A 19143-nucleotide genomic window follows, 5' to 3' on the forward strand; every position below is an offset into this window, starting at 1 on the left:
ATGACAATCCGGGGACGACATGGGACGCAAACGCAAGGGACGCGACATTTCTGGCTGGCTGGTGGTGGACAAACCCGCCGGGCCGACCTCGACCGCTGTGGTGAACAAGATCCGCTGGGCGTTCGAGGCCAAGAAAGCCGGACATGCCGGCACGCTCGATCCTGAGGCCACTGGCCTTTTGGCGGTGGCGCTGGGCGAGGCGACCAAAACCGTGCCTTTTGTGACCGATGCGATGAAAGCCTATGAATTCACCGTGCGCTGGGGCGCGGCGACCAACACCGATGATGCCGACGGCGAGGTGATTGATACCTCGGACAGCCTGCCGACGGATGATCAGATCAAGGATGCGCTGGGCCAATTTGTCGGCGACATCGAACAGGTGCCGCCACAGTTTTCCGCCGTCAAGATCGACGGTGAACGCGCCTACAAGCTGGCCCGCGATGGCGAAGCCGTGGAAATCGCGGCCCGCCCGCTTTGGGTTGAGGAATTGCTGCTGGTTGATCGGCCCGATGCCGATACCGCGGTTTTTGAAATGACCTGTGGCAAAGGTGGCTATGTGCGGTCCATCGCGCGCGATCTGGGGCGGGTTCTGGGCTGTTTGGGGCATGTTGTGACCCTGCGCCGGATCTGGTCCGGGCCGTTTGACCTTGAAAACGCTGTGACGTTGGAACAGGTCGAGGCGCTGGCGCGCACGGCGGAAATCGACGCCCTGTTGCTGCCGTTGGAAACCGGATTGCAGGATCTGCCAGAGGTGCATTGCGGGGTCGAGGCGCTGACCCGGTTGCGCAATGGCAATCCGGCCGAGGTGACCGGCGGCAATGCAGAATTCGGCGACACGGTCTGGGCCAGCCATCAGGGGGTTCCGGTGGCGGTTGGCGAATACCGCGCGGGCAAGATTCAGCCGTCGCGGGTGTTTGTCCTCGATTAAGGCATGGTTGTCCGCAAAACCCACGAAACCGAGGATTGCAGGTCCGAGGCGGTTTATTCCGACTGCGGGCTTTATCGGTATCGGTTGCGCCGCAGCTGGGATGTGACGGCGGGGCAGGTGGCTTTTGTCATGCTGAACCCGTCGACCGCAAACGAGAAGGTGAACGATCCGACAATCGCGCGCTGCGAAAGACGCGCGCGTCTGTTGGGGTACGGCGGATTGGACGTGGTCAATCTTTTTGCGTTTCGCGCAACCGATCCCAAAGACTTGCGCGCGGCGCCCGAACCGATCGGGCCGGAAAACGATCAGTTTCTGGCTGACGCCTTTGCTGCGGCGGATATGGTCCTGGCGGCCTGGGGCGTGCACGGGCGGTTGCACGATCGTGACAGCGCGGTGCTGCCGCTTCTGAATGTTGCATCGGGCAAATTGTTTACACTGGGTTTGACCCGTCACGGGCTGCCACGGCACCCGCTGTATGTGTCCTATGGCCAGAAACCCGAACCCTGGCAGGCCGGGTTCTAACCGTCATTAACCACCTGCCGGTAAAGGATTTGACCGAACGGGGCGCCGGGAACATACTGTGCCCGGGGTATTAGGGTGTGAAACAATGTTATTGATTGCAGGTTTGCTTGGCATGGCCGCCGTTGGATCCGTTATGATGATCGGTGTCTTTGGCGAGGATGAAGACGAAGAAACGACCGGTTCCGAAACAGATTTGGACGAGGTCGAGGAAGCGGGCCCGGAAGGGATGATCGAACCTGCCGAGTTTTTCGATGGGCTCGACGACGAGGAATCGGAGTCTGGGTCGATGGAGCGTGTTTCCGAAGCCCAGAATGCTGAACCCCCGAGTGCAACACTTCAGCCGCCTGAAACTTCGGTCACGACAAGTGCAGAAACCGGTGATGCAATCGCAGGCACCGAAGGCAATGATACCTTGTCCGGCGGTGATGGTGCTTCGGTCATTTCTGGCGGTGCAGGCAGTGATGCCATAGCCGGTCAGGGTGGCAATGACGATCTGGCGGGTGACGATGGCGAAGACTGGATCTGGGCCGGGGACGGCGATGATGCGGTGCGGGGCGGTGAAGATAACGACACCCTGCATGGTGAGGCCGGACAGGATTCGCTGTTTGGCGATGCCGGGAATGACGAATTGTTCGGTCATATTGGCGACGATCTTTTGTTTGGCGGCAGCGGTGATGACCTTCTGACCGATGGCACCGGTGCGGATATGCTGCGTGGCGAGGAAGGCAACGACGGTCTTCTGGGCGGCCATGACGACGACACGCTGGATGGCGGGTTTGGATCGGACACCCTGTTTGGCGGCGCGGGCAATGATGTGCTGGACGGCACAGAGGACGGCGCGGACGAACCGGACTTCCTGAACGGCAATGATGGTGATGACACGATCCTGGCGGATGACGGCGATGTGGTGACCGGCGGCGAAGGCGCAGATGACATCCTGCTGTATTCCGACGCCGAACAGGTTGTGACGTTCATCGATTTCTCCAGCGGCGAAGATCAATTGCTGGTGGTGACCGACGATCCCGATGCGGTGGCGGAAATATCCCTTGTGCCCGATTCGGATGATCCCGATCTGATCCAGATGGAAATCGACGGCGTTGTGGTGGCCATGGTACGTGGCGGTGCGGACATCACCGAAAGCGATATTTCGCTGGTGACAGAAGAAGAGGCCGCCGTTTACGAGGTGCTGCCACCGGCGGCCTGACCCGGATATCGTGGTTAAGATTGCGCGGCCTGACTGCGGCGCAACAGCCCCCTTTTCAACAATCGACAAATGCCCTATACGCCCCCATCCGCCATGCATTTTTGCCTGGCGGATTTCTCCACGGGCCCTGCTGGACGACATCCCGGCTTGCGCCATAACCCTTGATCTTCTGAAAGGAGACCCCGATGTCGATTACAGTCGAAGAAAAAGCCCGCGTGATGAAAGAATTCGCCACCAAAGACGGCGACACAGGTTCGCCCGAAGTACAGGTGGCTATCCTGACCTCGCGCATCCGCACGCTGACCGAGCACTTCAAAACCCACAAGAAAGACAACCACTCGCGTCGTGGTCTTTTGAAGCTTGTTGCACAGCGCCGGAAACTGCTGGACTACCTGAAAGGCAAAGAAGAGGCCCGTTACCAGGATCTCATCAAACGTCTGGAAATCCGCCGCTAAGGCCATTTGGCTTTGCGGTCCCGTGGCGGCACAGCTGTGTCGTTGGCGGATGAATTTGGAAACGCCTGCCGGTTGGTGGGCGTTTTTCTTTGCCTAATGGCCGTCTGTATCCCGCCCATCTGCGCCAATGGATCGGGCAGGCGTCGAAACGCGCACTTCCCATTGTTGGCAAAATCCTGTATGGCCCCGGCATCTGAGACGTGACGCAGGGACCCCGGCGCATGAAATGATATAGGGGTCGGCGGCAATGGGGCCGCCAATCAATCGGGGACCCGGGATACGCCCGGGAGTGCCCCATACAGGATACGTAAATGTTCAACATTTCGAAGAAAAGCATGCAGTGGGGCGAGGAGACGCTCACACTGGAAACGGGTAAGGTTGCCCGTCAGGCAGATGGTTCGGTCATCGCGACACTGGGTGAAACCAGCGTCATGGCCAACGTGACCTTCGCCAAAAGCCCCAAGCCGGGTCAGGATTTCTTTCCTCTGACCGTGCATTACCAAGAAAAATATTATGCGGCCGGCAAAGTGCCCGGTGGCTTTTTCAAGCGCGAAGCGCGCCCGACCGAAAAAGAAACCCTGACTGCCCGCCTGATCGACCGTCCGATCCGCCCGCTGTTTGTGGATGGCTTCAAGCACGAAGTGCTGGTGATGTGTACGGTTCTGAGCCACGATCTGGTCAATGACCCCGACATCGTTGCAATGATCGCCGCCTCTGCTGCGCTGACCATTTCCGGCGCGCCGTTCCGTGGCCCGATTGCCGGCGCTCGCGTTGGCTTTGTCGATGGCGAATATGTGCTGAACCCGGAAGTCGAGGATATGCAGGATCTGCGCCTCAACCCCGAACAGCGTCTGGACCTGGTTGTGGCCGGCACCAAAGATGCGGTGATGATGGTCGAATCCGAAGCATACGAGCTGTCGGAAGAAGAAATGCTGGGCGCGGTGAACTTTGCGCATGAGCAGATCCAACCGGTGATCGACCTGATCATTTCGCTGGCGGAAGAAGCGGCCAAGGAGCCGTTTGATTTCCAGGCACCGGATTATGCCGACCTGTTTGCAGCCGTGAAGGCCGCCGGTGAAGAGCAGATGCGCGCCGCATTCGCCCTGACTGACAAACAGGAACGCACAACAGCCGTTTCCGCCGCCCGTGACGCCATCAAAGCGTCGCTGACCGAAGAACAGCTGGAAGACGCCAACCTTGGCTCCGCCCTGAAAAAGCTGGAAGCGTCGATCCTGCGCGGTGACGTGGTCAAGACCGGCAAGCGGATTGACGGACGTGGCACCGCCGACGTGCGTGACATCGTCTGCGAAACCGGCCTTCTGCCCCGGACCCATGGTTCGGCGCTGTTCACCCGTGGCGAAACCCAAGGTTTGGTTGTGACCACGCTGGGCACCGGCGACGACGAGCAATTCATCGACGCGCTGCATGGCAACTTCAAATCCAACTTCCTGCTGCACTATAACTTCCCGCCCTATTCGGTTGGCGAAGTTGGCCGTGTGTCTGGCCCGGGTCGTCGTGAAATTGGTCACGGCAAACTGGCATGGCGCGCGTTGCAGGCGGTTCTGCCTGCCGCCGACCGATTTCCCCTACACCGTGCGTGTGGTGTCGGAAATCACCGAATCCAACGGCTCTTCGTCGATGGCATCGGTTTGCGGCGGCTCGCTGTCGATGATGGACGCAGGTGTGCCGTTGAAATCGGCGGTTGCCGGTGTGGCCATGGGTCTGATCCTGGAAGAAGACGGCGAATATGCGATCCTGTCGGACATCCTGGGTGACGAAGACCACCTCGGCGATATGGATTTCAAGGTTGCTGGTACCGAAAACGGCATCACCTCGTTGCAAATGGACATCAAGATTGCGGGCATCACACCCGAGATCATGAAAAACGCGCTGGCACAGGCGCGCGATGGCCGGATGCATATTCTGGGTGAGATGTCCAAGGCGCTGACCGGCGCTTCGGAATTCTCCGTCCACGCACCGCGCATCGAGACCATGCAGATCCCAACCGACAAGATCCGTGAAGTCATCGGGTCCGGCGGCAAGGTGATCCGCGAGATCGTCGAAACATCGGGTGCCAAGGTCGACATCAATGACGACGGCATCATCAAGATCGCCTCGGCAGACGGTGAAGCCATCAAACGCGCTTATGACATGATCCATTCGATCGTGGCAGAGCCGGAAGAAGGCAAGATCTACAAAGGCAAAGTTGTGAAAATCGTCGATTTCGGCGCTTTTGTGAACTTCTTTGGCAAGCGCGATGGCCTGGTCCACGTGTCCCAGATCGAAAACCGCCGCCTGAACCATCCGTCGGATGTGTTGAAGGAAGGCCAGGAAGTCTGGGTCAAATTGCTTGGCTTTGATGACCGCGGCAAGGTGCGCCTGTCGATGAAAATCGTCGATCAGGAAACCGGCGAAGACGCGAAGAAAGAAGAAGACGCAGAGTAATCTGCGGATCTTTCGGAAACTCCCAAGGGCCCCGGGCATAATTGTCCGGGGCTTTTTTTATGGAATTTTGCCTGAACGGTCGATCCCGGCGCGGCAAATTCCCTGAGGTCCCGGATCACGTCCGGGACTGGGTCGTCCAGTAGGAGGGCGCGTTAGCGGTCGCCGAACAGATCCCCCAACCCGCCCAGAACCGATCCTTCGCCCTTGTTGCCGCCGACGCTGCCGGCCTGCAGCACACGGTCGGCCAGACGCGAAAATGGCAGACTTTGCAGGAAGACGGTTCCCGGCCCGCGCAGCGTTGCCAAAAACAACCCCTCACCACCAAAGACCATCGACTTCAGATTGCCGGCGCGCTCGATGTCATAATCGACACCAGAGGTGAACGCCGCGATACAACCGGTATCCACCCGCAGCACTTCACCCGCGCGCAATTCGCGCCGGATCAGCGTGCCACCCGCATGAACAAACGCCATGCCGTCACCATTCAGCCGTTGCAGGATGAACCCTTCACCGCCAAAGAACCCGGCGCCCAGCTTCTTTTGAAACGCAATGTCGGTGCGGGTGCCAAAGGCCGCGCAAAGAAACGCATCTTTCTGGCAGATCAGCTCGCCCCCCAGAGCGGCCATATCCATTGGAATGATCTTGCCCGGATAGGGTGCGGCAAAGGCGACCCGGCGCTTGCCTTGCCCGGTGTTGCTGAAATGGGTAAGGAAAATGGACTCTCCGGTCAGCACCCGTTTGCCGACATTCAGCAATGCGCCCATGACGCCGCTGGTCGGGGTGGTGCCGTCGCCCATCTTGCTTTCAAATGTGATGCCGTCTTCCATGTAATTCATCGCACCGGCTTCTGCGATCACGGTTTCGCCAGGGTCCAACTCGACCTCGACAATCTGCATATCGTCGCCAAAAACTTCGTAATCAACTTCGTGGCACAGCATCTGCCTGTCCTTTGTGTCCAAAAATTCGTTTACAAATTCGCATGAATGTTACTTTGATGAAATGGCGGAATACCTGCCCTGTCCCTGTCGGCTTGGCCCCGATAGGGAGCACAGTGGTTTGGGGCGGCGGATTCTGCAAAGTTAATGAGTGGAGGGCGTTCATGTTCAAAAGTCTATTTTCGGTCACTGTCGTCGCGTGCATGGCCCTGGGCATCGCCAATTCAACCCTGGCACAGTCGCCGCGCACCGAAACCGTAAAATTCGAACGCGGGGCCAGCGAGGCGACCATCAATGACCAGATTACCGGACAGGAAATTGCGGTCTATGAGGTCGCGGCCCGCCAGGGTCAGCGATTGAAGGTCCAGTTGGAGCCGTCGAACCTGGAGACATATTTCAACGTCTATGTGCCGGGCAAAGGTCCGGGAATGGAGGCTTGGGCAAACGCGCAATTCACCAGCATAGTTGTCCCGGAAGTGAATTGTTTCGACAGTATCTTGCCGGATTCCGGCGCCTATTCGATCATGGTCTTCATGATGCGATCTGCGGCGCGGCGCGGCGAAGTCTCTGATTTCAAAGTTCACTTCAGCATAGAGTGACGCAAAGACCGCCGGACGTGGTCTCAGATGATCTCATCCTCGTCAAACAGCGGTGCAGCCTCGCGTTGCGCAGACATTTCGTCGACCACCGCTTCGGCCACCGCTTCGGATGGGGTCAGGGCGATATGAAACAGCGCGTCACCTTCGTTCACCACCGGCATGTTGGTGCGACCGATGATGATGCCCTCCATATCACTGATGATCTCTTCTTCGACGTCTCCTGCGGGGTCTGCCACAACGCCCAGCACCTCGCCCTCGGACACATAGTCGCCAATCGTGCGATAGGTGCGCAGCAGCCCGCCCAGCGGCGCACGCAGCCAGCTGGAACGTTCGGACAACAGCGGCGGCGTCTTGGCCTGGGGCACGCCGCGCGCGCCAATCATGTCCAGCGCATGCATCACCCGCAAAACGCCCGACAGCCCAGCCCGCGCAGCATATTCGTCAAACCGCAGGCCCTCGCCGGCTTCATACAGCAAGACATCACAATCCATGTCCTCTGCCGCATGGCGCAGCGATCCCTCGCGCAGTTTCGATTGCAACATGACAGGCGCACCAAAGGCCCGGCCCAATTCCGCCAACCGTTTATTGCCGGGCGTCAGCCGAATCTGCGGCAGGTTCTCGCGCCGGATCGCGGCGGAGTGCAGATCAATGCCGATATCCGACCGGGCCACGATTTCGGTCATGAACAGATGCGCCAAACGCGCCGCCAATGACCCCGAGGCATGGCCGGGAAAACACCGGTTCAAATCCCGGCGGTCGGGTAAATAACGCGAATGGTTGAGAAAGCCGAACGAATTGACAATCGGCACCGCCAGAAGCGTGCCAGCCAGCCGCTCCACTGGTTTGGCACGCAGCAGGCGGCGCACAACTTCGACGCCGATGACCTCGTCGCCATGAATGGCGGCCGACACGAACATGACCGGACCGGGACGTTTGCCATGCACCACATGCACCGGCATTGTGACGGGCGTGTGATCCGGCATCTGGCTGACCGGCAATTCAACGCTTTGGCGCGTGCCCGGCGCGATGCGGGCACCACCGATTTCAAAGGCCGCTTGGCTGGTCATTGTGCATTCCTGTCATCCGTTTGATTGCCGATAAGAGATCAGGAAACACTTGTCTACGATTTGCAGCGGTCCAGGCCTTCTTCTGTTTGAAAATATCCCGGGGGAGGCCAAGGGCCGGGGGCAGAGCCCCCTTTTTACCCGTTGGGTTAACCGGGCACCTTGGTTTTCCGCAGATAGGGCAGCACGGTTTCGAATGTGCCGAACTTTTCCTTCGCAGCATCATTGTTGACCGCTGTCGGAATGATCACATCCTGTCCCACTTCCCAGTTCGCCGGGGTGGCCACGCCATGTTGGGCGGCGGTTTGCAAACCGTCCAATGCGCGCAAGACCTCGGCAAAATTGCGGCCGACATTCATCGGATAGGTCATCGACAGTTTCAGCTTCTTGTCTGGTCCGATGATGAACACAGACCGCACTGTGGCGCTGTCGTTCGGGTTGGGGTTGTCGGGCAGGTAATGTTCGGCGGGCAGCATGTCAAAGGCTTTGGAAACCGCCAGATCCTTGTCCGCGATGATCGGGAACTTCGGCTCGGCGCCGCCCACCACTGCAATGTCTTTCTTCCAGCCGATGTGATCTTCGACCCCGTCCACAGACACGCCCAGCACCTTGGTGCCGCGTTTGTCCCATTCATCGGCCAGTTGCGCGACCGCTCCGAATTCGGTGGTGCAGACCGGCGTGAAATCCTTGGGGTGGGAAAACAGAATCGCCCAGCTGTCACCAATCCAGTCGTGGAATGTGATGGTGCCGGTGTCGGTTTCGGCGGTGAAATTCGGCACGGTGTCGTTGATGCGCAGTCCCATGATCGTCTCCTGTCGCTTGCGTGTTTCGGGGGGACCCGAAAATTTGATCAAATTTCTTGTGTCGCATATTGCGACGCTACTGATGTGGTGACACAGTGCCGGGAATCCAAGGGAGGTCAACCTATGATCGAGAAACGCCAATTCTATATCGACGGTGCCTGGGTCGACCCGGCCACCGGCAATGATTTTACCGTGATCGACCCCTCGACCGAGGACAGCTGCGCGGTCATTTCGCTTGGCGATCAGGCCGATACCGACGCCGCTGTGGCCGCCGCCCGCGCCGCATTTGACGGTTGGGCCACCAGCCCCGTGGCGGATCGCATCGCGCTGTTGGAAAAGCTGGCCGCGATCTATCAGGACCGGTCCGATGAAATGGGCGAGGCGATCAGCCTCGAAATGGGCGCGCCAATTGATTACGCCAAGGCCAATCAGGTTGGTGCCGGCTCTTGGCACATGGGCGGTTTTCTAAAGGCGCTGCAGGACTTTAAATGGGAACGCGATTTTACCGCCACTGAAAAACACCTGCTGGAACCTATCGGGGTCTGCGGGCTGATCACGCCGTGGAACTGGCCGATGAATCAGGTTGTGCTAAAGGTTGTTCCGGCGCTTGCGGCGGGCTGTACCGTGGTGTTGAAACCGTCCGAGGTCGCGCCGCTGTCCTCGCTGCTGTTTGCAGAATTCGTGCATGAGGCCGGATTTCCGAAGGGCGTGTTCAACCTGGTGAACGGCGATGGCCCCGGCGTCGGCAGCCAGCTTTCGGTACACAAGGACGTCGATATGATCTCCTTTACCGGCTCAACCCGCGCGGGAATTGCAATTTCCAAGGCTGCGGCGGATACGTTGAAACGCGTCTCGCTGGAACTGGGCGGCAAGGGGGCAAACATCATCTTTGCCGACGCGGATAAAGACGCGGTGAAACGCGGCGCGCGGCATTGTTTTGCCAATTCCGGCCAGTCCTGTAACGCACCGACCCGGATGCTGGTGGAACGGTCAAGATATGACGAAGCGGTGGAAATCGCCGCAGAGGTCGCCAATGCCACCCGTGTTGGCCCGGCGTCCGAAAGCGGGCGGTTCATCGGTCCGGTGGTGTCCGAGGTCCAGTTCAACAAGATCCAAGGCCTCATCGAGGTCGGGATGAAAGAGGCCCGGCTGGTTGCGGGCGGTCCGGGACGGCCCGAGGGGCTGAACCGGGGCTATTATGTCCGGCCCACGGTGTTTGCCGATGTCAGCAACGACATGACCATCGCCCAGGAAGAGGTATTTGGCCCCGTCCTGTCGATCCTGCCGTTCGACAGCGAGGAAGAGGCAATCGCAATTGCCAATGACACGCCGTATGGCCTGGCCGATTATGTTCAGACCACGGATGACGACAAACGCCGCCGCGTGGCGCGCCGTCTGCGGGCCGGGATGATCGAAACCAATGGATCGGGCTTTGCCCAGGGCTCGCCTTTTGGTGGGTACAAACAATCCGGCAATGGCCGCGAGGGCGGCACATTCGGGATCGAAGAATTCCTGGAGGTCAAAGCAGTCTCGGGCTGGGCGGCGGAATAATTTCGACCGAGTGAAGAGGGCGCGGCGTTTTTCGCCCGCCCTTTTTCGGATAAAGGGTTATCGCAGGTCATCGCATCTGCGATCTACCTCTGGGCGACGTCCGTTCAGAGCCCGAATTTGCTAGATGCCGCATCATGCGCGACTGTAAGCGATGCGTAGATGGCGGAGTTTGCAGAGTGTTCGATTTGCGCTGCACGGATGAAATTTTCCAGAGAGGAATCGCCTACTTATTGAGGCTCGCGAGCTGTTGTGTGACCATCGCAAAACGACGGAAAGAGGGTCTTGCTGTGGTGAATTTCACATCGTCCGTTTCGCGAAGTAATGTTTTGAAACTCTCTGTGGTATGGGTCGATCTAGCTCCAAATATCACTTCTCTTAGAACAAGGTTTGCGTCGAAATTAGCAAAAAACACTTCATTCGGCTTCGTGAGCTTTAGCTCTTTTTCTGTCTGAGAAAGCGAAAACCAATAGCGCCACTCTTCCTCGTAAGACCAATGGTTACTCTTAGTCATACGCGCAAAGTTTACCAATTGATCCTTGTATTTGGTGTCGGCTAAATCACGTTCACTTATGGGTCGTAGTTTGTCGATATAGCGAATTTTATCAGCGTATGCGATTGATTCCCCCCGACGAATGGGGAGGTCGAAACCCAAGCAGACACCTTTGTGATTGTTGGCATAGTGCCCCCACATGGTAGGAACCGCCCAACTTTCAGAAAATGAAATGAAGCCCTGTGACTTTGAGTAGCCGTCTATCGCCGTTTTCCAAGCCGTCCGGAATGATCGTGCCTTTTCGCTATCGCCAAAATCAAAAGGCATGAATTCGAAGATATCGTTAACATCGTTAGGAAAGGATAATTTCAAACGACGGTTTTTCACATTCTCAGCCGCCCAGTGGTCGCAGGTAAAGTGAAATAGTCTAACTGTATTTGACATTGAAAGGTTCGCTCAGGAATAATCACGACAGTACAACTGTTGGGCTGACGGGAACTGAAAATCAACCCTCCCATTGTTTATGTCCGCTTCGGGCTGGGAGCGGTCGTTGACCGGTCGGGCGCAAAGTCCCGCTTAACAAACATCGGCGCGCCCATGCGACGGTCCGGTTGGGGGCGCTACGTGCGTCCTGCCTTTTCCGTGATGCCGGACACGCCCTGACGGCGGGCCAGTTCGGCCAAAACATCGTCCAGCGCAATATCCCGTGCGGCCAGCATCACTAGCAGGTGATACAGCACATCTGCCAATTCATAGGTCAGGTTTTCGCGGTCGTTCCTGGCGGCGGCAATGATCGCTTCGATCGCCTCTTCGCCAAACTTTTCCGCGCATTTTTCCGGCCCCTTGGCCAGCAATTTCGCGGTCCAGGAGCTTTCTGGATCGGCGTCTTTGCGTGCGGCGATCACCGCCTCCAGGTCGTGTAGAACGCTCATGACAGCCTCATCGCGATACCTGCGTCGGCCATGTGCTGCTTGGCCTCGGCAATGGTGAAGTCGCCAAAGTGAAAGATCGAGGCCGCCAAGACCGCTGATGCGCCGCCTTTGGTCACGCCTTCGACCAGATGGTCCAAGGTGCCAACCCCGCCCGAGGCAATGACTGGCACCGACACGGCGTCGGAAATCGCCCGCGTCAGCGGAAGGTTGAACCCGGCGCGTGTGCCGTCACGATCCATCGAGGTCAACAGGATTTCGCCCGCGCCTTTTTCTGTTACCAATTGCGCGAATTCCACCGCGTCGATGCCGGTGGGTTTGCGGCCGCCATGGGTGAAAATCTCCCATTTGCCGGGGTCCACGGTTTTGGCGTCGATGGCGCAGACAATGCATTGGCTGCCGAATTGATCCGCCGCTTCGGCGATCACATCGGGGTTGGCAACGGCCGCAGAGTTGAAGCTGACCTTGTCTGCGCCCGCGAGCAGAAGCTTGCGGACATCCGCCGCCGTGCGCACACCGCCGCCGACGGTCAGGGGAATGAAACATTGCTCTGCGGTGCGCTGTACCACATCCATCATCACACCGCGGTTTTCATGCGTGGCATGAATGTCGAGGAAACAGAGTTCGTCCGCGCCCGCGGCGTCATAGGCGCGGGCAAATTCCACCGGGTCGCCCGCATCACGCAGGTCGACAAAGTTGACACCCTTCACCACGCGGCCATCGGCCACATCGAGACAGGGGATGATACGGGTCTTGAGCATATGCGTCTCTTAATCCGCCCGGCGGTATGGGGCAAGCAAGCGATTGCATATTCGGCCATGTTGCGAAATGGTATACCAAAGCGGAATCGGAGAGGCGATATGACACCGGAATTTGCAAATTATCCCAGCCTGAACGGCAAATCGGTGATTGTCACCGGTGGGGCGTCGGGGATCGGGGCGGCGATTGTGCGCGCCTTTGCCGAGCAGGGGGCCAAAGTCGGGTTTGTCGACCTGGATGCGACGGCGGGACAGGCGCTTGCCGCCGAGTTGGGCGGGGATGTCGCGTTTGAGGTGTGCGATCTGCGCGACATTGACGCGCTGAAAGTGGCCTTTGCCGCCCTGGCAGCTAAACTTGGTCCCGCCACGGTGCTGGTCAATAATGCCGCGCGGGACGACCGCCACGGCTGGGAAGAGGTGACACCGGAATTCTGGGATGAACGTCAAGCCACCAACCTGCGGCACCAGTTCTTTGCCATTCAGGCCGTGGCGCCGGGAATGATTGCCGCCGGGGCCGGGTCAATCATCAATATGGGCTCTTGCAGCTGGTGGCAGAAGTTGGGGGGCATGCCCGCCTATACCACCGCCAAGGCCGCGGTGCATGGGCTGACACGTGGCATGGCGTCCGATCTTGGGCCGCATGGCATCCGGGTCAATACCGTGGTGCCGGGATGGGTGATGACCGAACGGCAAAAGACCTTGTGGGCAACACCGGAGGCTCTGGAAAGAAATCTTGAGACGCAATGTCTTAAAGAGCTGATCGAACCGGTCTATCTGGCGCGAATGGTGCTGTTCCTGGCATCCGATGATTCCCGGATGTGCACGGCGCAGGATTTCTTTGTCGAGGCTGGCGTGGTCTAGCGTTTTGTGGTCCCGGACGTGCTCCGGGACCTCATTTCAATCTGGCAGGAGGTCCCGGATCAGGTCCGGGACTGTCCAGCGCAGCACATGTTTATTCTGCCAGAGTGGCCAGCGCCGTGCGCAGGTCGATCGCGCCATCATAAAGCGCACGACCAGAGATTGCACCGTTCAGCGCCGCGCCACAGTTTTTCAGCGCCACCAGATCCTCGATTGATGACACGCCACCGGATGCAATCACCGGGATCGCCACTGCATTGGCCAGCGCCGCCGTGGCGTCGATATTGGGCCCTTGCATTGCGCCATCGCGGTTGATGTCGGTGTAGATGATCGCCGCGACGCCGGCGTCTTCGAAGCTGCGCGCCAGATCGGTGACCAGCACATCGGTTTCTTCGGCCCAGCCTTTGGTTGCGACCCGGCCATTGCGGGCGTCGATGCCGACGGCGACTTGACCGGGGAACGCCTTGGCCGCCTCTCGCACCAGTTTCGGGTTCTCGACTGCAACGGTGCCCAAAATGACCCGCGCCAATCCCTTGGTCAGCCAGCTTTCGATGGTGGCCATGTCGCGAATGCCGCCGCCCAGTTGTGTCGGCACGGCGGTCGCGGCCAGAATTGCCTCAACCGCGCCCGCATTCACCGGTGCGCCGGCAAAGGCGCCGTTCAAATCCACCAGATGAAGCCATTCACAGCCCGCATCGACAAAGTCCCGCGCCTGATCGGCGGGGTCGTTGTTGAACACAGTGGCCTTGTCCATATCGCCGCGCAGCAGTCGCACGGCATTGCCGTCTTTCAGGTCGATAGCGGGGTAGAGGATCATGGTTTGAGCACCCTTATGCTGCACTAGCGAAGGCGTTTTGCACGAACCGCGGCGAAATGCAACCGACCCGACGTCACGCTTGCCAGATGCGGCAATTCGCGCCCAACATCCCGGCCATCGCTCAGGGAGGAGTAATAAATGAAACCAATGATGATGGCGATTGCCGCACTGGGGTTGATGGCCGGCCCGGCCTTTGCGGACTCGGCCGAAGGCGTCTGGAAAACCGAAGTCGACGATGGCAGCTATGCCCATGTCACCATTGCGCCCTGTGGCGCCAAGGTCTGTGGTGTCATCAGCCGCACCTTCAACAACAGCGGGGAATACAATTCCCCCAACAAAGGCAAGCAATTGGTGCGCGGCATGGAGCCAAAGGGCGGTGGCAAATACACCGGCAACGTCTGGCGACCGTCCAACAACAAGGTTTATGTCGGCAAGATGCAGATAAGCGGCAGCTCGCTCAAACTTTCGGGATGTGTGGCCGGCGGGCTGTTGTGCAGCTCTCAGGTCTGGACACGGGTGAAATAACGTACTTCAATCCACTCGGCGCAGCGGATGCGTCGTATATGGATAGGAGATCGGCCATGGGCCGAATTCTGGTAACGGCGGTTTTGGCGATGACATTGGCCAAAGCCGCATCAGCGCAATCGGCCGAGGGGCTTTGGGCGTCACCGCCGGACCCCAAGGGGCAGACCGGCATTGTCCAGATCACGCCCTGTGGCGCGGCGCTTTGTGGCACCTTGATCAAGGCATTTGACCCGAACGGCCAGCCGATTGTGACGCCCAATGTGGGCAAGCAGCTGATCTGGGATATGAAGGCGGCAGGCCCGGGGCACTATGACGGGGGCCGGGTCTATGTGCCGCTGTTTGGTCGCGATTATGCCGCCACGATGCAGGTGTCCGGCACCAAACTCACGGTCAAGGGCTGTGCGGTCGGGGTCTGCAAAAGCCAGCATTGGCAACGGGCAAACTAATTTGCCGTAGCCTCAATTCGGGTGTGTCACGGCGCCCAGTTGAGGAAGTTTGCGATCATGCGCAGCCCGTTGGCCTGGCTTTTTTCCGGATGGAATTGCATGCCGACCATCGTGCCGCGCCCGATCATCGCAGTCACATCGCCGGCGTAGTCAACATGGGCCAGCCGTTCCGCCGGGTTTTCCACGCGGAAATGATAGGAATGCACGAAATAGGCATGGGTGCCGGTTTCAATCCCGGCCAGAACCGGATGCGGATGGTTGACCACCAGATCGTTCCAGCCCATGTGCGGCACTTTGAGCTTGTCGTCCTGTGGTGTGATTTTCACCACTTCGCCGCTTACCCAATCCAGCCCCGGCGTGTCTTCGTATTCGCGCCCCCAGGTGGCCATCAGCTGCATCCCGACACAGATTCCCATGAAGGGGCGGCCTTTGACCTCGACCGCCTCGACCATGGCATCATAGAGGCCGGAATGCCCCTTCAGCTGTTTCCAGCAGGCGGGAAAGGCGCCATCCCCGGGCAGGACGATGCGGTCGGCACGGGCCACCACATCTGCATCGCCGGTCACCACCACATCGCCGCCGTCCACTTCGGCGGCCATGCGTTGAAACGCCTTTTCGGCGGAATGCAGGTTGCCGGATTCATAGTCGATGAGGGCAGTTAGCATGGGGCGGCCTTTGGTCTATTGGTATGTGCAGATGTGCGGTGCGCATCCGCCAAAGGCGTCGCGCAATTTCCCCGCAGGGTCAAGGGGGGCTGCCAATATGGTCAAGCACGGACAGCACCGCATCGTCCGGCGTGGGTGTGCCGCCAAATCGCCCTGACAATTCAAAAGCGCATAGCCATGCACCAGCGACCAGACCTGGGTTTCGATTTCGACCGGATCTTTGCCGGCGGGTACAAAAGGCGCACAGGTGTCGCGCAGCACCTGATAGGCCGGGGCGGAATTCAACCGCATTTGATCAATCAGTTTTGAATTGGCCCGAAAGCTGAAGATCAGGTCATAGAGCGCGGGATTGTTGCGGGCAAACGCCAGATAGCCGCGACAGATATTGCGCAGACGGTCGCGGGGCGTTTGCGGCCCGGTGTCCGCGAAATCCAGCATGCTCTGGCGAAACCGGGCGAAACCTTCGGCGGCAATGGCCATCCGAAGCCCGTCCACCCCGTCAAAGTGATGTGCCGGGGCGGCATGTGACACACCGGCCCGCGCGGCGCATTTGCGCAGTGACAGATTATCCAACCCGCCCTCGGTCAAAAGCGCGATTCCCGCTTCGATCAACGCGGCGCGCAGGTTGCCGTGGTGGTGGCCGGTTTTGTCTGGGTGTTGGCTCATCCTGCGGGGATAGGATTGTGACTTGACAGCGTCAAGTGCGGTCGAATATTGACGGTGTCAAGTTTACACTGTCAAGTTTACATCGACACATTTATCGCAAGGACAAAGCCCATGGTCACATTCAACTTTCAAAAGATCCGAAATGCCCTGTTCTGGGGGTTGTCGATCCTTGTTGCGCTGGTTGCCTGGCGGTTCATTCCGTTGGGGGTAGAGGCGTCGATGGATTTCATGGCGCATCACATCGAACCGCGTGCCCTGGCGCTCTATGCCCATATCGGTGTTGCGCCGTTGGTGCTGTTTCTGTTGCCGTTTCAATTCAGTGTCGACCTGCGCATCCGCCGCCCAAAGCTGCACCGGTGGTTCGGGCGGATTTATGCGGTTGGCGTGCTGGTGTCGGGCGTGGCGTCGCTGCCGCTTGCGGCGCATACCTCGGGGGGGCCGGTCGCGGGGCTGGGGTTTGCTGTGCTGGCGGTGCTGTGGATGGGCGTCACGGCCCAGGCAGTGCGGCTGGCGATGCAAGGGCGTTTGGCCGCGCATCGGATCTGGATGATCCGGTCAGCTGCGCTGACCTTTGCCGGGGTGACCCTGCGGCTGGAATTGCCGCTGTTGGCGATGCCGCTGGGGATCGACCTTGGGTATCAGGTCGTGGCCTGGGCCTGCTGGATCCCAAACGCCATCCTGGCGGAATGGATGATCCGGCGAAACGTGGCCCCGTCAAAGACGGTGGCAAAACCTGTGGCAAAGACAGTGGAAGGGGCGGGGTAACCCGCCCAATCGGTCCCTGCCGTCAGAGCATGCCCTTGGTCGAGGGGATTGCGTCGGCCTTGCGCGGGTCGGTTTCCACGGCTTCGCGCAGCGCACGCGCCACGGATTTGAATGCCGCTTCCGTGATATGGTGGCTGTTGATGCCATGCAGCGCGTCGACATGCAGGGTGATGCCGCCATGGGTGCTGAGCGCTTGAAAGAACTCGCGCACCAATTCGGTGTCGAAGCTGCCAATCTTCGGGGACGGCAAATCGACATTCCAGACCAGAAACGGCCGCGCCGACAGGTCCAGCGCCGTGCGCACCAGCGCATCATCCATTGCCAACAGGCAGGAGCCATAGCGGCGAATGCCCTTCTTGTCGCCAAGGGCGGCGACCAGCGCCTGACCAATGGCGATGCCGGTGTCTTCGACCGTGTGATGGTCGTCGATATGCAGGTCACCGTCAGCCCGGATTGTCATGTCAATCAACGAGTGGCGCGATAATTGATCCAGCATGTGGTCAAAGAACCCGACGCCGGTCTGATTGTCATAGCTGCCCGATCCATCGAGATCGATCGTGACATTGATTTTGGTTTCGGCGGTTTCGCGGGTGATCGTGGCTTTGCGCATCGGGGTCTTCCTGTCAGGTCAGCGCCTTATAGGCCCCGCGCCCGGGCGGGCCAAGGGGCGGGGCGATGGTTTTCGCGGCTTGTGCGTGCCGGGCCACTGTGTCAGCCTCCGCGCCAAGAGGGAGACCTGCGCCATGACCACTTGTGTCTTTGTTCAAATCCGTTGCACCCCCGGCCAGACCTATAAGGTCGCGGAGGAAATCGTGCGGCATGAAATCCACTCCGAATTATATTCGACCACCGGCGATTTCGATCTTTTGCTGAAGCTTTACGTTCCCGAAGGTCAGGACGTGGGCAAATTCATCAATGACAATCTGCTGACATTGCCCGGTATTGAGCGGTCGCTTACCACGCTGACGTTCAAGGCGTTTTAAGCCGCCTTCAAGGCTGGCACTGCGGCAATGTTCCTGACCAAGCCCGGCTTGCTCCAGTGCGGCTGGATTGATCGCGCACAGGTTGGGCTTGCGCATAAGAGTTGAAATGAAAGCCGTTTGTGATTGAGGGGGCTGTGCGCAGTGCCATTGCGTACGACGACCCCGAAGGGGGGTATCTCTTTGATACCGTCCGTTCGGCCGCCGGATAAGATCCGATGTCATCTATCGTAAGTATTGGAGCGGGCGAGGCGATTCGAACGCCCGACCCTAACCTTGGCAAGGTTATGCTCTACCCCTGAGCTACGCCCGCATCCGTTTGGCCATCTCTGACCTGGGGTTACCTAATGGAGCGGGCGAGGCGATTGAACGCCCGACCCTAACCTTGGCAAGGTTATGCTCTACCCCTGAGCTACGCCCGCATACCATTGGGTGTGCGGGATTTATAAACTGTTGGCGCGGGCTGCAAGAGGAAATTGGTGTTCCGGGCGATCTTTTTGTCTTTGGCCTGTCAGAGGGGCTCTGGTTTCGCCGATCACAAGGAAACTGACCCCGGCAAAGGGGGCTGCACATCGGGATTGGTTGGTCGGTCCCGAAATCATTGCACCATCTGCGGCCTGAGGTTTGGTGCGCCACCAGAAGGGGGGCAGGGGATCGACAGGGGGGACAAGGCGACAGCGCCGCTGGACCGACGGTCACAAGGCCGGGAAAGACCCTGGGCGGCAAATAAAAACCCCC

General features: G+C 59.1%; 21 protein-coding genes, 2 tRNA genes and 1 pseudogene. 12 read left to right on the forward strand and 12 right to left on the reverse strand.

Going from position 1 to position 19143, the window contains the following annotated elements; all coding sequences use genetic code 11:
* The first annotated feature begins 19 nt into the window (after positions 1 to 19).
* The 5 genes and pseudogenes from truB to pnp all read left to right on the forward strand — a co-directional run bounded on the left by truB (position 20) and on the right by pnp (position 5554).
* Positions 20 to 928, forward strand: a complete 909-nt coding sequence (gene truB, locus AC0L4F_RS09920) for a tRNA pseudouridine(55) synthase TruB (RefSeq protein ID WP_244687923.1) — start codon at positions 20 to 22, stop codon at positions 926 to 928.
* Between the two features lie 3 nt (positions 929 to 931).
* Entirely contained in the window at positions 932 to 1450 is a 519-nt protein-coding gene (locus AC0L4F_RS09925) for a DUF1643 domain-containing protein (RefSeq protein WP_244687925.1), read from the forward strand.
* Positions 1451 to 1535: 85 nt separating this feature from the next.
* Complete coding sequence (locus tag AC0L4F_RS09930) at positions 1536 to 2654, forward strand: calcium-binding protein (protein WP_244687927.1); 1119 nt, start codon at positions 1536 to 1538, stop codon at positions 2652 to 2654.
* 185 nt (positions 2655 to 2839) lie between these two features.
* Positions 2840 to 3109, forward strand: a complete 270-nt coding sequence (gene rpsO / locus AC0L4F_RS09935; RefSeq protein WP_244687929.1) for a 30S ribosomal protein S15 — start codon at positions 2840 to 2842, stop codon at positions 3107 to 3109.
* Positions 3110 to 3420: 311 nt separating this feature from the next.
* Positions 3421 to 5554, forward strand: a pseudogene (gene pnp, locus AC0L4F_RS09940) (polyribonucleotide nucleotidyltransferase).
* A 152-nt stretch (positions 5555 to 5706) separates the two neighbouring features.
* On the opposite strand, the gene AC0L4F_RS09945 reads toward pnp, so the two are convergent.
* Positions 5707 to 6492: a TIGR00266 family protein gene (locus AC0L4F_RS09945; protein ID WP_244687932.1), complete on the reverse strand. Its 786-nt coding sequence runs from the start codon at positions 6490 to 6492 to the stop codon at positions 5707 to 5709.
* Positions 6493 to 6653: 161 nt separating this feature from the next.
* Between AC0L4F_RS09945 and AC0L4F_RS09950 the strand changes: the two genes are divergently transcribed.
* Positions 6654 to 7088 carry a hypothetical protein gene (locus tag AC0L4F_RS09950; RefSeq protein ID WP_244687934.1) on the forward strand — a complete coding sequence of 145 codons (435 nt, stop codon included), beginning with the start codon at positions 6654 to 6656 and terminating at the stop codon, positions 7086 to 7088.
* A 23-nt stretch (positions 7089 to 7111) separates the two neighbouring features.
* Here the strand turns inward: AC0L4F_RS09950 and AC0L4F_RS09955 are convergent, their stop codons facing one another.
* Both AC0L4F_RS09955 and AC0L4F_RS09960 read right to left on the reverse strand, forming a co-directional pair.
* Positions 7112 to 8155: a succinylglutamate desuccinylase/aspartoacylase family protein gene (locus AC0L4F_RS09955; RefSeq protein ID WP_244687936.1), complete on the reverse strand. Its 1044-nt coding sequence runs from the start codon at positions 8153 to 8155 to the stop codon at positions 7112 to 7114.
* Between the two features lie 146 nt (positions 8156 to 8301).
* Positions 8302 to 8955 carry a peroxiredoxin gene (locus AC0L4F_RS09960; RefSeq protein ID WP_244687938.1) on the reverse strand — a complete coding sequence of 218 codons (654 nt, stop codon included), beginning with the start codon at positions 8953 to 8955 and terminating at the stop codon, positions 8302 to 8304.
* Between the two features lie 123 nt (positions 8956 to 9078).
* Here AC0L4F_RS09960 and AC0L4F_RS09965 point away from each other — a divergent pair, with 123 nt between their 5' ends.
* Positions 9079 to 10506, forward strand: coding sequence for an aldehyde dehydrogenase family protein (locus tag AC0L4F_RS09965; RefSeq protein ID WP_244687940.1), 1428 nt, complete (start codon positions 9079 to 9081; stop codon positions 10504 to 10506).
* A 223-nt stretch (positions 10507 to 10729) separates the two neighbouring features.
* Here the strand turns inward: AC0L4F_RS09965 and AC0L4F_RS09970 are convergent, their stop codons facing one another.
* From AC0L4F_RS09970 to hisF, 3 genes are all read right to left on the reverse strand, one after another.
* On the reverse strand, positions 10730 to 11440 hold the full coding sequence (locus AC0L4F_RS09970) for a DUF2971 domain-containing protein (RefSeq protein ID WP_244687942.1): 711 nt from the start codon (positions 11438 to 11440) through the stop codon (positions 10730 to 10732).
* A gap of 176 nt (positions 11441 to 11616) precedes the next feature.
* Complete coding sequence (locus AC0L4F_RS09975) at positions 11617 to 11928, reverse strand: phosphoribosyl-ATP diphosphatase (RefSeq protein ID WP_244687944.1); 312 nt, start codon at positions 11926 to 11928, stop codon at positions 11617 to 11619.
* Positions 11925 to 12686, reverse strand: coding sequence for an imidazole glycerol phosphate synthase subunit HisF (gene hisF, locus AC0L4F_RS09980; RefSeq protein WP_244687946.1), 762 nt, complete (start codon positions 12684 to 12686; stop codon positions 11925 to 11927). Before hisF ends, AC0L4F_RS09975 begins: the two co-directional genes overlap by 4 nt.
* 99 nt (positions 12687 to 12785) lie before the next feature.
* On the opposite strand from hisF, the gene AC0L4F_RS09985 reads away from it, so the two are divergent.
* On the forward strand, positions 12786 to 13544 hold the full coding sequence (locus AC0L4F_RS09985) for an SDR family NAD(P)-dependent oxidoreductase (protein ID WP_244687948.1): 759 nt from the start codon (positions 12786 to 12788) through the stop codon (positions 13542 to 13544).
* A 91-nt stretch (positions 13545 to 13635) separates the two neighbouring features.
* On the opposite strand, the gene hisA is transcribed toward AC0L4F_RS09985, so the two are convergent.
* On the reverse strand, positions 13636 to 14358 hold the full coding sequence (hisA, locus tag AC0L4F_RS09990; RefSeq protein WP_244687950.1) for a 1-(5-phosphoribosyl)-5-[(5-phosphoribosylamino)methylideneamino]imidazole-4-carboxamide isomerase: 723 nt from the start codon (positions 14356 to 14358) through the stop codon (positions 13636 to 13638).
* Positions 14359 to 14496: 138 nt separating this feature from the next.
* On the opposite strand from hisA, the gene AC0L4F_RS09995 reads away from it, so the two are divergent.
* Entirely contained in the window at positions 14497 to 14883 is a 387-nt protein-coding gene (locus tag AC0L4F_RS09995; protein WP_244687953.1) for a DUF2147 domain-containing protein, read from the forward strand.
* A 56-nt stretch (positions 14884 to 14939) separates the two neighbouring features.
* Positions 14940 to 15329, forward strand: a complete 390-nt coding sequence (locus AC0L4F_RS10000) for a DUF2147 domain-containing protein (protein WP_244687955.1) — start codon at positions 14940 to 14942, stop codon at positions 15327 to 15329.
* Between the two features lie 26 nt (positions 15330 to 15355).
* Here AC0L4F_RS10000 and hisH read toward each other — a convergent pair whose 3' ends face one another.
* Both hisH and AC0L4F_RS10010 read right to left on the reverse strand, forming a co-directional pair.
* Positions 15356 to 15994, reverse strand: a complete 639-nt coding sequence (gene hisH, locus AC0L4F_RS10005) for an imidazole glycerol phosphate synthase subunit HisH (protein ID WP_244687957.1) — start codon at positions 15992 to 15994, stop codon at positions 15356 to 15358.
* A gap of 15 nt (positions 15995 to 16009) precedes the next feature.
* Positions 16010 to 16660, reverse strand: coding sequence for a TetR/AcrR family transcriptional regulator (locus tag AC0L4F_RS10010; RefSeq protein ID WP_244687959.1), 651 nt, complete (start codon positions 16658 to 16660; stop codon positions 16010 to 16012).
* Positions 16661 to 16771: 111 nt separating this feature from the next.
* Here AC0L4F_RS10010 and AC0L4F_RS10015 point away from each other — a divergent pair, with 111 nt between their 5' ends.
* Complete coding sequence (locus AC0L4F_RS10015; protein ID WP_244687961.1) at positions 16772 to 17425, forward strand: DUF2306 domain-containing protein; 654 nt, start codon at positions 16772 to 16774, stop codon at positions 17423 to 17425.
* Between the two features lie 22 nt (positions 17426 to 17447).
* Here AC0L4F_RS10015 and hisB read toward each other — a convergent pair whose 3' ends face one another.
* Complete coding sequence (hisB, locus tag AC0L4F_RS10020; RefSeq protein WP_244687964.1) at positions 17448 to 18035, reverse strand: imidazoleglycerol-phosphate dehydratase HisB; 588 nt, start codon at positions 18033 to 18035, stop codon at positions 17448 to 17450.
* A 133-nt stretch (positions 18036 to 18168) separates the two neighbouring features.
* Between hisB and AC0L4F_RS10025 the strand changes: the two genes are divergently transcribed.
* Positions 18169 to 18408, forward strand: coding sequence for an Lrp/AsnC ligand binding domain-containing protein (locus tag AC0L4F_RS10025; protein ID WP_244687966.1), 240 nt, complete (start codon positions 18169 to 18171; stop codon positions 18406 to 18408).
* A 235-nt stretch (positions 18409 to 18643) separates the two neighbouring features.
* Here AC0L4F_RS10025 and AC0L4F_RS10030 read toward each other — a convergent pair.
* A tRNA-Gly gene (locus tag AC0L4F_RS10030) sits at positions 18644 to 18718 on the reverse strand.
* Positions 18719 to 18753: 35 nt separating this feature from the next.
* Positions 18754 to 18827 (reverse strand) — tRNA-Gly (locus AC0L4F_RS10035).
* Between the last annotated feature and the right edge of the window lie 316 nt (positions 18828 to 19143).

It is taken from the genome of Marinovum sp. J2-8 (assembly GCF_055808435.1).